Below are 14,645 nucleotides of genomic sequence, written 5' to 3' on the forward strand. Positions count from 1 at the left end.
GCAGTGGATAGCCTCAGCGAACCTCTGCGTTCGCCTCTGCGGACCTCCGCGAGAAACCCTACCTGAATAATATGAACATCGTCATTCTCGGAGCAGCCGAAAGCGGGGTAGGAGCCGCTTTATTAGCGCAGGCGAAAGGCCACACGGTATTCGTGTCGGACCGCGGCGCCATTCAGGCCGATTATAAGCAGCAGCTCACGCAAGCCGGTATCGAGTTCGAGGAAAACCAGCATACCCTGGAGCGCATTCTGCAAGCGGACGAGGTGGTGAAAAGCCCCGGCATTCCGGAGAAAGCCCCGGTCATTCAGGCCCTGCGCGAAAAGCAGATTCCGATTATTTCGGAGATTGAGTTTGCCGGGCGCTACACCCGTGCCAAGTGCATCTGCATCACGGGCACCAACGGCAAAACCACTACCACGCTGCTCATTTATCATTTGCTGAAATCGGCGGGCCTCAATGTCGGCCTGGCCGGCAACGTGGGCTTCTCCCTGGCCGAGCAGGTGATTGCCGATACCTTCGACTACTATGTGGTGGAGCTGAGCAGCTTCCAGCTTGATGATACCCACGAATTCCAGCCCTGGATTGCGGTGCTGCTCAACATCACGCCCGACCACCTCGACCGCTACGGCTACTCGCTCGAAAGCTACGCCCAGGCCAAGCTGCGCATCACCCGCAATCTGGACAGCAACGGGGCCTTCATTTACAACGCCGACGATGAGGTGACCGGCAAGTACTTTAAGTCCGCCTTTCTGCAAACGCGGCAGCTGCCGTTCAGCCTGCACCACCGGCTCGACGTGCATTTGGCCGGATACTATACCGGCGAGCACACCCTTTGCACCAACCTCACGCCGGGCCTGGACGAGGACGGCGGCATGGAGCTGAGCACGGCCAATTCGCCCCTCATCGGCCAGCACAACCGCCAGAACACGCTGGCCGCCGTGCTGGCGGCCCGCGTGGCTGGCCTCGACACCAAGCAGATTGAAAGCGCCCTGGCGACCTTTCAAAATGCCGACCACCGCCTGCAGTTGGTGGGCGAAATCAGCGGCGCCCGCTTCATCAACGACAGCAAGGCCACCAACGTGGAGGCCGCTTGGTACGCCCTCGACGGCATCCACGAGCCCATTATCTGGATTGCCGGCGGCACCGACAAAGGCAACGATTACAGCAGCCTGCTCAACCTGGCCGAAAACCGCGTGAAGGCCCTCATCTGCCTGGGCGTCGACAACACCAAGCTGCACGCCAGCTTCGATGCCGTGGTGCCCCACGTGGAGGAAACCCGCAGCATGACCGACGCCGTGGCCCGCGCCGCCGCCCTGGCCGCCCCCGGCGACGTGGTGCTGCTCTCGCCCTGCTGCGCCAGCTTCGACCTGTTCCAGAACTACGAAGACCGGGGCCGGCAGTTTGCCGCCGCGGTTGCCGAGTTGCGCGAGGCCGGCGCCGAATAATTTCAACTACCTCAGCTAACCCTTTCGATTATGGAAAACGCAAAACAATGGCTGCAGCGCAACCTCAAAGGCGACCCCATTCTGTGGGCCATCGTGCTGCTGTTCTCCTTCATCAGCGTCGCGGTGGTGTATTCGGCCACCGGCACGCTGGCGTATAAAAACGAGATGCGCGGCCGGGCGGGTTCGGCCGAATTAATTGTGCTCAAGCACAGCAGCCTGATTGTGGCCGGCCTGGTATTGATGTGGCTGGCGCACCGCGTCGACTACCGCTACTACTCGCGGTTGGCATTGTACGCGCTGCTCATCTCGGTGCCGCTGCTGCTGTTTACCTACCTGCTGGGCGGCGAAACCAACGGCGCCTCGCGCTGGATGACCATTCCGGTTATCAACCAGACCTTTCAGCCCTCCGACCTGGCCAAGCTGGCCCTGATTTCGCACCTGGCCAGTATGCTCAGCCGCCGCCAGCAGCACCTGGAAGACTTCTGGACGACGCTCTTTCCGGTAATGCTGTGGGTGGGCGTTATCTGTGGCCTCATTGCCCTCACCAACGCTTCCACCTCCTCGCTGCTGTTTGCTACCTGCCTGCTGCTCATGTTTATCGGGCGGGTTCCACTCAAACAGATGCTGGTGATGGTGCTCATTGGGGTAACGGTGGGCGGCACGGCCCTGGCCAGCGGGCAGCGTTGGAAAACGGTGAAGTCGCGCCTCGAAAACTTCTCCGACCCCACCAAGAAAACGCCCTTCCAGCTCGAACACAGCTACATTGCCATTGCCACCGGTGGCATTGCGGGCAAAGGCCCTGGCAAAAGCACCGAGCGCAACATCCTGCCGCACCCGTATTCCGACTTCATCTACGCCATCATCATCGAAGAATATGGCCTGATTGGCGGCGCCCTGGTGCTGCTGCTCTACCTCGCCTTCCTTTATCGAGGGCTAAAAACGGTGATGAACAGTTACGGCGCTTTTGGCGGGCTGCTCTCGGCGGGGCTCAGCTTCAGCCTCGTGATGCAGGCGCTGGTGAATATGGGCGTGGCCGTGGGCCTGGGCCCCATCACCGGCCTGCCGCTGCCCCTGCTGAGCATGGGCGGCACCTCCCTTATTTTTACCGGCATCAGCATCGGCATCATCCTGGCCGTGAGCCGTGGCGAGCGCGAAGTGCGCCCCATGACCGGCGAGCCCGATGAGACGGCGCGCATCCCCAGCCAGCGCGCGGCGTATGCGTAGTGCCTCAATGAAAAAGGACCTGCCAACTACAAGAACGTCATGCAGAGCGTAGCGAAGCATCTTTACCGCAGCAGTAATGATTTACTATTGCGGTAAAGATGCTTCGCTACGCTCTGCATGACGTTCTTGTTAGCTGCCTGACGTTCCTCCAAAAATGACCAATACCCCTCTTCGTTTCATTATTTCCGGCGGTGGCACGGGCGGGCACATCTTCCCGGCCGTGGCCATTGCCAACGAGCTGCGCCGCCGTTTGCCCGATGCCGAAATCCTCTTCGTCGGCGCCAACGGCCGCATGGAAATGACGCGCGTACCCGAGGCCGGCTACAAAATCGTGGGCCTCGACATCACCGGCCTGCAACGCCGCCTCACGCCCCAAAACCTCCTGTTTCCAATGCGGGTGTTCCGCTCGGTGCGCAAGGCGGGCAAGCTCATTGAGGAGTTTCGGCCCGATGCCGTGGTCGGAGTGGGGGGCTATGCCTCGGCGCCGGTGCTGCTGGCGGCTACGTCGCGGGCGATTCCCTCGCTCATTCAGGAGCAGAATTCCTACGCCGGCCTGGTAAACAAGCTCCTGGCCAAGCGCGTGAACAAAATATGCGTGGCCTACGACGGCATGGAAAAGTTTTTCCCCGCCGATAAGCTTGTGCTAACCGGTAACCCCGTACGCACCGAAATTGCCCACGGCGACCGCGCCGAAGCCCTGAAATTCTTCGGCCTCGACCCGGCTAAGAAAACCCTGCTCGTGGTGGGCGGCAGCCTGGGCGCCCGCACCCTCAACCAGGCCACGGCCGCCGCGCTGCCCCGCCTGCGCGAAGCCGGCGTGCAATTGCTCTGGCAAACCGGCAAGCTCTTCTTCCCCGAAGCCCGCCAGCAGGCCGACCAAGCCAGCAACCTCCACGCCCTAGAATTTATTCAGCGCATGGATTTGGCCTACGCGGCCGCCGATGTTGTCATCAGCCGGGCCGGCGCGCTGTCGGTTTCCGAGTTGTGCCTCACCGGCAAGGCCAGCATTCTGGTTCCCTCGCCCAACGTAGCCGAAGACCATCAAACCAAAAATGCGCTGGCCTTGGTCAGCAAAGGGGCGGCCGTGCTCATCACCGACGAGCACGCCCCTGCGCGCCTCTACGATGAAGCCCTGCGCCTACTCGACGACTCCGAGCGGCAGCAGCAGCTCAGCAGCCGGGTGCGGGAACTGGCCCGCCCCAACGCCACCGTCACCATTGTGGATGAGCTGCTGAAATTGATTAAGAAATAAACCGTCATGCTGAGCGCAGCCGAAGCATCTCGCGTGCAGCAGCAACTATTTACCTGCCCGTTCCCGGTAGAGATGCTTCGACAAGCTCAGCATGACGTTTCGACAAAACAAAAACACTGACAATTGAAGCAGTTTCCCTTCGTTTACTTCCTTGGCATCGGCGGCATTGGCATGTCGGCCCTGGCGCGCTGGTTCCGGGCTAACGGGCACAGCGTGAGCGGCTATGACAAGACCGAAACGCCCCTGACGCAAGCGCTGACTGCCGAAGGCATCGCCATTCACTACCAGGACGCGGTAGAAAATATCCCTGCTGAAATCCGCGAAAACCGCGCCACCACGCTGGTCGTCCTCACGCCCGCCATCCCGGCCGAGAGCCTGGAGTGGGCCTGGCTGCGGGCCGAAGGGTACGACATTCGCAAGCGGAGCCAGGTGCTGGGCGTGCTCACCGAAGGGCGCTACACCATTGCGGTGGCCGGCACCCACGGCAAAACAACCACCAGCAGCATGGTGGCCCACCTGCTGCACCACGCCGGCCTTGATGCATGCGCTTTCTTGGGCGGCATTGCCGTGAACTTGGGCAGCAACTTACTGCTGCCTGCCACGCCCGCCGCCCCCATTGTGGTGGAAGCCGACGAGTACGACCGCAGTTTCCTCACGCTCTTTCCCGACGTGGCCATTGTCACCAGCACCGATGCCGACCACCTCGACATCTACGGCGATAAAGAGTCGTTGGTAGAGTCGTTCCGGCAGTTTGTGAGGCAGCTAAAGCCCGGCGGTACACTCATTATTAATCATACCGCCGATGCCAGCGTGGCGGCTGCGGTGCCGGCTGGCACCCGCGTCATCCGCTACGGCCTCACGCCGGAGCAGGGGCCGGAGCTATTTGCCACCAACATTTCGGCCGAAGGCCATCAGTTTCACTTCGACCTGCACGGGCCCCATGGCATCGTGAATGGGCTGGAACTGGCCGTGCCGGGCTATCACAACGTGGAAAACATGCTGGCCGCCGCCGCTGTGGCGCAGCTGCAAGGTGTGGAGGAGGAAAAATTGCGCGCCGCCGTGGCCGCCTACCGCGGCGTCAAGCGGCGGTTTGAGTTTGTCGTGACCACGCCGCAACACGTTTATTTAGATGATTACGCCCATCACCCACGCGAAATCGAGGCTTTCCTGCGTTCAGTCCGGGCCCTGTATCCCCACAAACGGTTGCGGGTGATTTTTCAGCCCCACCTGTTCACCCGCACCCGGGACTTTGCGGATGGCTTTTCCAAGAGCTTAAGCATTGCAGATGAGGTATTTTTGTTAGATATTTACCCCGCCCGCGAAAAGCCTTTGCCGGGCATTACTTCCGACCTGCTGCTGGCCGCCATCACCGCTCCTACCAAAGCCATTCAAACCAAAGCGCAGGTGCTGCACGCCGCCCAAACCGATGACTCTTTCGACGTGCTGGCCACCGTTGGCGCCGGGGACATTGATACCCTGGTTCCGCAATTAAAAGCAATGCTGACCGAGCGTTGGAAGTAGCCGAAAAACGTCACGCTGAGCGCAGTCGAAGCATCTCTACCGCAACAGTAATTCAATCGACTTAACGCAGCAGTAGAGATGCTTCGACTGCGCTCAGCATGACGGCCGACGGCTTTGAGTATTAATAACGCTCCTATTATACCCCACTCCACCACACCATTCCACCTATTTTGGACCGCACCATTCGAAATTTTCTTGTTGCCGCTGCTTGCCTCCTGGTGCTGGGCGGGCTGGGCGTGTTCGCGGCCCTGCGCCAGGCGTCTCGTCCCGTAAGCGCCGTTACCGTCAACATTGCCAACGAGTTCGATAATTACTTTATCAGCGAGCGCGGCGTAACGGCCCTGCTCACCAAGGGCGGCAAAGAACCCGTGTTGGGCACGATGCCCGAGGGCCCGCGCCTGCGGGAGTTTGAAGGTCGCCTGAAAGCCCATCCCTTCGTGCGCGATGCGCAGGTGTACCGCGACCTGGCCGGCAACCTGCACGCCGATGTGCGCCAAAACCGCCCCATTGCCCGCCTCACGCACCCCGACACCCGCCTCGATACCTACGTCGACGCCGAGGGGCACATGCTGCCGCTTTCGCCTTTGTTCACGGCCCACGTGGCCACCGTGGCGCGGGCCGGCGGTGCCAGCCTGCCAAGTGCATTTTTCCAAGACAGCACCGGGCGGCACTACCTGGAGTTTCTGCGCTACATCGACGAGCATGAATTCTGGAAAGCGCAGGTTTCGGAGGTGTTTATTGAGCCCGGCGGCAAGTTGTCGTTTACCCAGCAAGTAGGGGACCAGCGCATCGAATTTGGGCTGCCCGAAAATATTTCCGAAAAATTCGCCAAGCTTATGGTATTTTACCGTCAAATTCCGTCCGTGTTGGGGTGGGACACGTACCACCGCGTCAACGTTGAATACCAAAATCAGATTATCTGCGAATAGCAATTCGCTGAAAACTAGGTCGTAAGGCCGAGAAAACTTCATTTCCAACCCACGAATTCCTCACTGCTCGCCAGCACCGCTCTTATGCATCAAGACAAAATCGTCGTCGGGCTCGACATTGGTACCACAAAAATCTGCGCCCTGGTGGGCCGCAAAAATGAGTTTGGTAAACTCGAAATCCTGGGCATGGGCAAAGCCGTGTCGGAAGGGGTTTCGCGCGGCATCGTGCTCAATATTGACAAGACCGTAGATGCCATCAAACGGGCCATTCGGCAGGCCGAAGAACAGTCCGGAATTAGCATTGGAGTGGTAAACGTCGGCATTGCTGGCCAGCACATCAAGAGCCTCCAGCACAACGGCAGCATCACCCGCAACTCGCACGACACCATTGGTCCAGACGACGTGGCCCGCCTCACGCAGGACATGTACCGCCTCGTGACCCAGCCCGGCTCGCAAATCATCCACGTGATGCCGCAGGACTACAAAGTGGACTACGAGGAAGGCATCGCCGACCCCGTGGGCTACGAAGGCGTGCGTCTGGAAGGCAACTTCCACATTATCACGGCGCAAAGCACGGCCATCAACAACATCAACAAGTGCGTGACCAAGGCCGGCCTCGAAATCGCCGACCTGATTCTCGAACCACTGGCCAGTTCCATGTCCATCCTCTCGGAGGAGGAGAAGGAAGCCGGCGTGGCCCTGATTGACATTGGCGGCGGCACTACCGATTTGGCGGTATTCAAGGATGGCATCATCCGCCACGCGGCGGTGCTGCCTTTCGGTGGCAACATCATCACGCAGGACATCAAAACCGGCTGCAACGTGGCCCCCGGCCAAGCTGAGCAGCTGAAAGTGAAGTTCGGCAAAGCCATTGCCCAGGAAGCCAGCGACTACGAAATCGTGAGCATCCCCGGCCTGCCCAACCGCCCGCCGAAAGAGGTGTCGTTGAAAAACCTGGCGTACATCATCGAGGCCCGCATGTCGGAAATCATGGAGCTGGTGTATGCCGAAATATACCGCATGGGCCTGCACGACAAGCTGTCGGCCGGCATTGTGCTCACCGGCGGCGGCTCGCAGCTCCAGAATCTGGAGCAGCTCACCGAGTACATCACCGGGCTGGACACGCGCATCGGCTATCCTAACCAGCACCTCGGCAAGAGCCGCATTGAGGCCGTAAAGTCGCCGATGTATGCCACTACCGTGGGCCTCGTGCTGTCGGGCTACCACTCGCTGGACGAGCGCAACCTGTCGCGCACCTCTTTCGAGCACCAGGAGCAGCACGTTGCGCCGGCCTACACAGCCGCGCCGCAACCAGCCCCGGCCGCTACGCCAGCGCCCGTCGAAACGCGGGCTACGGCGCCGGCTGTCCCGGCCCCCGCGCCGCAGCCCGCCAAAGTGAAGGAGCCCGGCGCCGCCAGTCGTTTCTTCAAGGACATCATCACCCGCACCAAAGGGCTGCTGATTGACGACTACGACGATAAATCCTACTAAGACTGTTGAATTGGCGGATTGTTGAATTGATAAATTGTTTGATAGTGCGGTGTAACGGGTTCGTGTTCACCGGTTATTGGACATGTGTATCTACAATTTGACAATTCGGCCATCCACCCATTCAACCATTCCATATATGAATTACAAATTCGATATTCCCGCCCAGAACAAGTCCATCATTAAAGTGATTGGTGTGGGTGGCGGTGGCTCCAATGCCGTGAAGCACATGTATAAACAAGGCATCAAGGATGTAGAGTTTATCATTTGCAACACCGACCACCAAGCCCTGCAAAGCTCGACGGTGCCCAATAAGCTTCAGATTGGGGTTGATTTGACCGAGGGCCTGGGCGCGGGTGCCCGGCCCGAGCGTGGCCGTCAGGCTGCCATTGAGAGCAAGGAGCAAATTCGCGACTTGCTGAACCAGGGTACCAAAATGCTGTTCATCACGGCGGGTATGGGCGGTGGCACGGGTACGGGCGCAGCTCCGGTCATTGCGCAGGTGGCGCAGGAACTGGGCATTCTCACGGTGGGCATCGTGACGGCGCCGTTCATGTTTGAGGGCAAAAAGAAGCGCCAGCAGGCCGAAGAAGGCATCAAGGCGCTGAGCGAGCATTGCGACACGGTGCTGGTGATTCTCAACGATAAGCTGCCCCAGATTTACGGCAACCTGACGATGGGTGCCGCCTTTGCCAAAGCGGATACGGTGCTGACCACGGCTGCCAAGTCCATTGCCGAAATCATCACGGTGACGGCCGATGTGAACGTCGACTTTGAAGACGTGAAAACGGTGATGAAGGACAGCGGAGCCGCCGTAATGGGCAGCAGCATGACCGAAGGCGAAAACCGCGCCCGCCGCGCCGCCGAGGAAGCCCTGAACTCGCCGCTGCTCAACAACACCGACATTCACGGGGCGCAGCGCATCCTGCTTTCCATCATGTCGGGCGCCGAGCACGAGCTGGAAATGGACGAGCTGACGGAAATCACGGAGTACATCCAGGAGAAAGCCGGTCAGGACGCCGAAATGATTTTCGGCCACGGCATTGATGAGTCGCTGGGCCAAAGCATTCGCGTCACGGTCATTGCTACCGGGTTTGCCCGTGATGCGCACTCCATTACGACGCCCAAAATGGTTAGCACGTCGGAGCCAGTCGTAGCTGCTGCTCCGGTGGTGGAGCCCAGCGCGCCAGCCGCGCCCGCTGCCCCAGCGGCCGGTCCTACCTCGGCGCCGTTTGTGCCAAGCTTCGGTAATTCGTCGGAGCCGGCTCGCGTCACGTTTGATTTGAATGGTCCTTCGGTGCATAATGCACCGCCGTTGGCTGGCATTCCGGCCACGGCTCCCGGCGAGCCCGTGCTGACGACAAACATCCCTGCAACGTCGGCGCCGGAAGCCCACCGGCCCCGGCCGGCCATGGATGCGCAGGCGCTGGAGCGGCGCCGCCGCTTGCAGGAGCTCAGCGGTGGCCTGCCGCCCGAGGCCGTAAGCCAATATGATACCCCGGCTTACCTACGCCGCCAGGTGAAACTGGAGAACGTAGAGCCAAGCTCGGCTCAAAACATCTCCCGCTTCAACTTATCAGACGATAACGAGCTATTGGGAGACAACCGGTTTCTGCACGATAATGTGGATTAAACAGTAAATCCATTAAATTAAAAAGCCCCGTCACAATTTGTGACGGGGCTTTTTGCTGTTTCAAGAGGGCTTTTTGGACCGCTACTTGTCCGGATGGAGCCATCTGGCCGCAGGCTTCTCAACTAGTTGGTAAACCGCATACGACACCACTTGCACCGCCAGCAACTGCAGCAATAGGAAGGCCGGGAGGCGCTCGTATATCCAGAAGGAAAGCGGGCCGGCGTGGAGCAGATAGAAGGCGTAGGAGCTGCGCCCGAACGCTGCAAACAGCTGGCCGCTGAGCAAGCGCCGAAACCAGGAATGCTCGCTGAGCAAGCCGGCAAAAAGCAAGCCGCCGGCGGCCGGTAGCGCAACCAGATTCAAGACTAGCACCAAGGGATGCTCGGGATTGTGGAATTCCGCCTGCGCGAGGGCAAGCGCAGCCGTGACAGCCAGCCAAAGGACAATGCCGCTGTGGGTACGCCAGGTGCTGCATGGCTGGCCCAAACGGCCGGATTGGTAGCGCCCGGCCAGCCACACCCCGACGAAGAATTCCAGGCTGTGACCCAGGAAAGTGTAGGTGAGCATGAAGGGGTAGGACCCGAACAGCCCATGACAGTGCAGCGGCGCCAGCAGGGCAACCAGGCCACTGCCCAACGCCAGCAGCAGCAGCGGCTGCAGCCACAGCGCCACGCCCCGCCGGCGCAACGCCAGTAGGAAAGGAGCTGCCAGGTAGAAGCATTCCAGCAAGGTGAGCGACCACGCCGGGCCAATGCCGGTAAATTTGTACTCATCGAAAAAGCCGCGCAGCAGGCTGATATTCAGCAGCAACAGGCCGGGAGTAGCCTGCGCGGAATGCCAGTGCCAGAGCAGCGCAAACGTGGCCAGCGTGAGCACCGCAAACAGCGGGTATATCCGGGCCAGACGGTTTTGCAGGTAGCGGCGCAAGCCACCCCGCGGCCGGAAATCGAGTGTACCGGTGTCGTAGCGCAGGGCAATGAGAAAGCCACTGAGCAGCAGCAGCAGCGGCAGCCCGTGCGATTCGTCGACGAAATAATAGAAGGCGCGGCCAGCAGCTGAACCGGGCAGGTGAGGAAACGGGTAGTGGGCGAGAAATACCAGCCACGCCGCTATGGCCCGCAACCCCGTGAGCGCCGGCAAGTAGCCGCCGGGGGCCGGGGAAGCCGAAGGGGCGGCGCTGGGCATGGGAATAATCAGTAACGGGGAAGCGGTAAAAGTAGAACGTCATGCTGAGCTTGTCGAAGCATCTCTACCACGGGAGTAAATGATTACTGCTGCGGGAGAGATGCTTCGACAAGCTCAGCATGACGTTCCGGTAAAACGCTGATATACAGAATGGTTTAGCCCACGGTGTGGTACACGGCCTGCACGTCTTCGTCGTCCTCGAACTTCTCGATGATGGTCATGATTTCGTCGAGCTGCTCGTCGTTGAGCGATACTGTGGTGTTGGGCACGCGCTGCAGGTTCACGCTCACCACGTGGCGGCCCTGGGCTTCGAGGGCTTTTTGCATCTGGCCGAAGTCGGTGAAAGCGGTTTCGACCACGATGTACTTGTGCTCGGCGCCGTGCTCGTCCTCCTCGGTGGTTTCGTACACGTCCTCGGCGCCGAAGTCGATGAGCTCCAGCTCCAGCTCGTCGCGGTCGAGGCCCTCGGCGGCCAGCTTGAATACGCCTTTGCGGGTGAAGGTGTAGTCGCTGCTGCCGGCGGTGCCCAGCGTGCCCTCGTTGCGGTTGAAGATGAGGCGCACGTTGCTCACGGTGCGGGTGGGGTTGTCGGTAGCGGTTTCGATGACGACGGCCACGCCGTGCGGCAGGTAGCCTTCGTACACAACTTCCTGGTAATCTTTTTCTTCCTTACTGCTGGCGCGCTTGATGGCAGCTTCTACCCGGTCTTTGGGCATGTTCACGCCTTTGGCGTTTTGCATGGCGGCGCGCAGGCGGGCGTTGGTGTCGGGGTTGGGGCCGTTTTCTTTCACGGCCATCACGATTTCCTTGCCGATGCGGGTAAAGTCTTTCGACATTTTATCCCACCGCTTCATTTTGCGGCCTTTGCGAAATTCGAATGCGCGTCCCATAAGGGTCAGTTTTCAGTTAACAGTGAGCAATGAACAGGACCGTTGCAGGGCGTTGCCGAAGGCAATTTCTGAAACGGGCCGCAAGTTAGCCAGAAGCGACGGGGGCCGCAAAAGAAGCGAGGGTGGCCGGCGCACCCATGCCCCGGCTTCGCGCCGCAATAGGGGGCCAACGGAAGACAGGCGTTGCACGAGGCCATCGGCTTATTTCCTGCGGGCGCGGCGGGGTTTTGGCTGGGGCGCTGGCGCTGGTGCGGCATCTAGTTCATACACGCCCCGGTTGCCGGTGGGGTAGCCCAGAATGGTGAGGCTCAGGTGCCGGGTGGCGGGGTCGAAGCGGAAGGTGCCGCGCTGCACATCGGGGCCTTTCAGGTCGGAAAACGCGAAGCGGATGCTGTCGCCCTTCAGCGTGAAAGTGCCGTCTTGCCGAAAGAACATGGGGCCGTTGCGCCCGCTGATGCTGAGGCGTTTCTCATAGGTGCCGTTGGGGCGAAAAATGAGCCAGCCCCCCACGCCACCGACGCGCGTGGGTGGGTCGGTGCTGGTGGTGTCGTACACGGTGTAGGCCGCGTAAGTATAGGTCGTGTAGAAGGAAGGAGGGGGGGCGGGAGTCTGGGCGCGGGCCGCGGGCAGGAGCACGGGCAGCAGGCCGGCGAAAGCCACCAGAACACGTGGAGAAAGTTGGAGCGTCACGGAATCGATAGAAAAATGCCTCGGTAACTAGCCCCGAAGGTAGGGCCAGCGGCAGGTTTGGGTTAGGAACTGCGGACTTGACAAAGACAATGCCTGACCCGTAATTTGAGGAATCAGCTAAATTATTTCTACCTATACTGCATGAATGTAGCAAGCATTGGAATGAGCGGGCGCGGCTGGTGGGGGCACAAGCTCCGCCTGGCGGCCGGCTGCGGCCTGGGCGTGTGCGGATTCGGCTGCCTGACAGGTGCCGGATTGCCTGCTCCTGCCGATACTGCCCAGGTGCGGGTCCTGCGCCAACAGGCGCAGGGCCTGATGTCCGAAGGCAAATTTGAAGCGGCCAACCCGCTGTTGCTGCAATCCCGTGCGCTGGCCCATCAACTTAATTTCGGGGAAGGAGAGGCCGAAGCCCTGCGGCTACTGGGCCGGGTCGAACTGGTGCACGGCAGCTTTGCGCAGGCCCGCAGCTACCTCACCGAAGGCATTGCCCTGGCCCGACGCATGCCCGGCCAGCCGGGGCTGCCCAGCCTGCTGCTGACCCTGGGCCAGGTGGCCAACGAGCAGGACGACTACCCCGGCGCCCTGCGCGCCTGCGAGGAGGCCCTGCGCCTGTACCACGCCCGCGGCATGGCGCACGAAGAGGCGCGCACGCGCAACGGGCTGGGCATCATTTACAGCAGCCGCAACGATTTTCCGCAGGCGCTGGCGGCGCTGCTGCCGACGCTGCGCCAGGCCCAGCAGCTGCGCGACAGTGCGCTGCAAGCCAATTGCCTCATCAACCTCGGAGGCGTATATTTTCGGCACAACGATGCCCGGCAGGCCCGGTCCTATTTCGCGCAGGCACTGCCGCTGCTGCGGCGCCAACCCAGTGGGAGCGCGCTGGCCGACTGCCTCACCAACCTGGCGGCCACTTACCAACAACTGGGGCAGCGCGCGCAGGCGGAGCCGTTTTACCGCGAGGCCATTGCCGTATCGGAAAAAGCCGGGGAGCAGGCGCAGTTGGGGCTGGTGCTGAGCGACTACGGGGTGCTGCTGCACGAGCTGAACCGCCTGCCGGAAGCCCGCCGTACCCTGGAAAGAGCCCGGACATTGCTGGAAAAAGCCGGCGACCAGGGCAACCTGGCCGCGGCCCTGGTAGCGCTGGGCGAGCTGCGGGCCGCCCAAGGCGAGCCAGCCGCTGCTGAGGCCAATGGGCGGCGCGCCCTGGCATTAGCCGAAAAGATAAAGGACAAAAGCGTGGAGGAATCGGCTAGCCTGCTGCTGGCACGGCAGCTGAAACAGCACGGCGACTACCGCCAGGCCCTGCACTACACCGAGCAGGCCCACGCCGCCCACGACACCATTTTCAGCCTGTCGAAAGCCGAGGAAATGGGCCGGTTGCAAGGCGATTTTCAGCTCAGCCAGGAACGGGCGCGGGCCCAGGCCCTGGCCCATACCAGTGAAAACCAGCTGCTGCGCCTGCGCCAGCAGCAGCACAAGCTGTGGGCCCTGGGCCTGGGCCTGGCCGCTGCGGCCCTGGCCGGGCTCGCCCTCTGGCGGGTGAACCGGCTGCTGGGCCGCAAAAACCAGCAGATTGAACAGCAGCGCGCCGAGCTCACGGCGCTCAATGCCACCAAAGACCAACTGTTTTCCATCATCGGCCACGATTTGCGCGGGCCGCTGCATTCGCTGCACGCCTTTGTGGAGCTGCTGAGCGGGCCCCCCTTGCCGCCCGAGAAAATGCGCCAATACACCCACCGCTTGGGCCGCACCCTCGACCATACCCTGGCGCTGCTCGAAAACCTGCTCCACTGGGCCGCCCTGCAAATGCGCGCTACTGGGCCGCCCCGCCCCGAAAACCTGGCGCTGGCCGACGTGGTGGACGAAAACCTGGGCCTGATGGCCGCCGCTGCCGAGGCCAGCCAGGTCAGCCTGTCGCAGGCCCTGACCGGCGAGGAACAGGTGTGGGCCGACCCTGCGGCGGTGCGCCTGGTGCTGCGCAACCTGCTCGCCAATGCCATCAAATTCACGCCCGCCGGCGGCACGGTGCGCGTGTCGGCCAGCCGCGCCCACGGCACCTGGCAACTGGCCGTGACGGATTCCGGCCGGGGCCTGCCAGTGGCCACCGCCCGCCAGCCCTTGCAGCCCGAGGCGCTGGAGCGCCGCGCCGGCGAGGCCGGCCAGGCCCGCAGCACCGGCCTGGGCCTGAAACTGAGCCACGACGTGGCCGCCCGCAACGGCGGCGGGCTCTGGGTAGAAAGCGGCGGCCCTGGCCACGGCACCACGTTCACGCTGGCGCTGCCGGTGGCCGAGGTACCCGTGCCGGTGTGAAGTATGGCTTCAGACAAATAACCAGGGCCAAATCAGGTGGTCATGCTGAGCGGAGTCGAAGCATCTCTACTGCACAAC

The 14,645-nt window shown here is 61.5% G+C and carries 11 protein-coding genes; 8 read left to right on the plus strand and 3 right to left on the minus strand.

The window, feature by feature from the left end:
• Positions 1 to 71 precede the first annotated feature (71 nt).
• The 7 genes from murD to ftsZ all read left to right on the plus strand — a co-directional run bounded on the left by murD (position 72) and on the right by ftsZ (position 9,492).
• Positions 72 to 1,445, plus strand: a complete 1,374-nt coding sequence (gene murD / locus JKL48_RS16215) for a UDP-N-acetylmuramoyl-L-alanine--D-glutamate ligase (protein ID WP_201984538.1) — start codon at positions 72 to 74, stop codon at positions 1,443 to 1,445.
• A gap of 30 nt (positions 1,446 to 1,475) precedes the next feature.
• The gene (locus JKL48_RS16220; RefSeq protein WP_201984550.1) at positions 1,476 to 2,669 is read left to right on the plus strand and encodes an FtsW/RodA/SpoVE family cell cycle protein; all 1,194 of its coding nucleotides are present in this window, start codon (positions 1,476 to 1,478) and stop codon (positions 2,667 to 2,669) included.
• 154 nt (positions 2,670 to 2,823) lie between these two features.
• Positions 2,824 to 3,921, plus strand: a complete 1,098-nt coding sequence (gene murG, locus JKL48_RS16225) for an undecaprenyldiphospho-muramoylpentapeptide beta-N-acetylglucosaminyltransferase (RefSeq protein ID WP_201984557.1) — start codon at positions 2,824 to 2,826, stop codon at positions 3,919 to 3,921.
• A gap of 123 nt (positions 3,922 to 4,044) precedes the next feature.
• On the plus strand, positions 4,045 to 5,442 hold the full coding sequence (murC, locus tag JKL48_RS16230; protein WP_201984560.1) for a UDP-N-acetylmuramate--L-alanine ligase: 1,398 nt from the start codon (positions 4,045 to 4,047) through the stop codon (positions 5,440 to 5,442).
• Between the two features lie 170 nt (positions 5,443 to 5,612).
• Positions 5,613 to 6,371: a cell division protein FtsQ/DivIB gene (locus JKL48_RS16235; protein ID WP_201984563.1), complete on the plus strand. Its 759-nt coding sequence runs from the start codon at positions 5,613 to 5,615 to the stop codon at positions 6,369 to 6,371.
• An 84-nt stretch (positions 6,372 to 6,455) separates the two neighbouring features.
• Positions 6,456 to 7,862 carry a cell division protein FtsA gene (gene ftsA / locus JKL48_RS16240; protein ID WP_201984567.1) on the plus strand — a complete coding sequence of 469 codons (1,407 nt, stop codon included), beginning with the start codon at positions 6,456 to 6,458 and terminating at the stop codon, positions 7,860 to 7,862.
• A gap of 136 nt (positions 7,863 to 7,998) precedes the next feature.
• Complete coding sequence (gene ftsZ / locus JKL48_RS16245) at positions 7,999 to 9,492, plus strand: cell division protein FtsZ (RefSeq protein WP_201984570.1); 1,494 nt, start codon at positions 7,999 to 8,001, stop codon at positions 9,490 to 9,492.
• An 81-nt stretch (positions 9,493 to 9,573) separates the two neighbouring features.
• Here the strand turns inward: ftsZ and JKL48_RS16250 are convergent, their stop codons facing one another.
• From JKL48_RS16250 to JKL48_RS16260, 3 genes are all read right to left on the minus strand, one after another.
• Positions 9,574 to 10,677 carry an acyltransferase family protein gene (locus tag JKL48_RS16250; RefSeq protein ID WP_201984573.1) on the minus strand — a complete coding sequence of 368 codons (1,104 nt, stop codon included), beginning with the start codon at positions 10,675 to 10,677 and terminating at the stop codon, positions 9,574 to 9,576.
• Positions 10,678 to 10,832: 155 nt separating this feature from the next.
• Complete coding sequence (locus JKL48_RS16255) at positions 10,833 to 11,567, minus strand: YebC/PmpR family DNA-binding transcriptional regulator (protein ID WP_201984576.1); 735 nt, start codon at positions 11,565 to 11,567, stop codon at positions 10,833 to 10,835.
• A gap of 201 nt (positions 11,568 to 11,768) precedes the next feature.
• Complete coding sequence (locus JKL48_RS16260; protein ID WP_201984577.1) at positions 11,769 to 12,257, minus strand: hypothetical protein; 489 nt, start codon at positions 12,255 to 12,257, stop codon at positions 11,769 to 11,771.
• A 141-nt stretch (positions 12,258 to 12,398) separates the two neighbouring features.
• Between JKL48_RS16260 and JKL48_RS16265 the strand changes: the two genes are divergently transcribed.
• Positions 12,399 to 14,567, plus strand: a complete 2,169-nt coding sequence (locus tag JKL48_RS16265) for an ATP-binding protein (protein WP_201984580.1) — start codon at positions 12,399 to 12,401, stop codon at positions 14,565 to 14,567.
• The last annotated feature ends 78 nt before the right edge of the window (positions 14,568 to 14,645 follow it).

It is taken from the genome of Hymenobacter rubidus (genome assembly GCF_016734815.1).
Lineage (GTDB): Bacteria > Bacteroidota > Bacteroidia > Cytophagales > Hymenobacteraceae > Hymenobacter > Hymenobacter rubidus.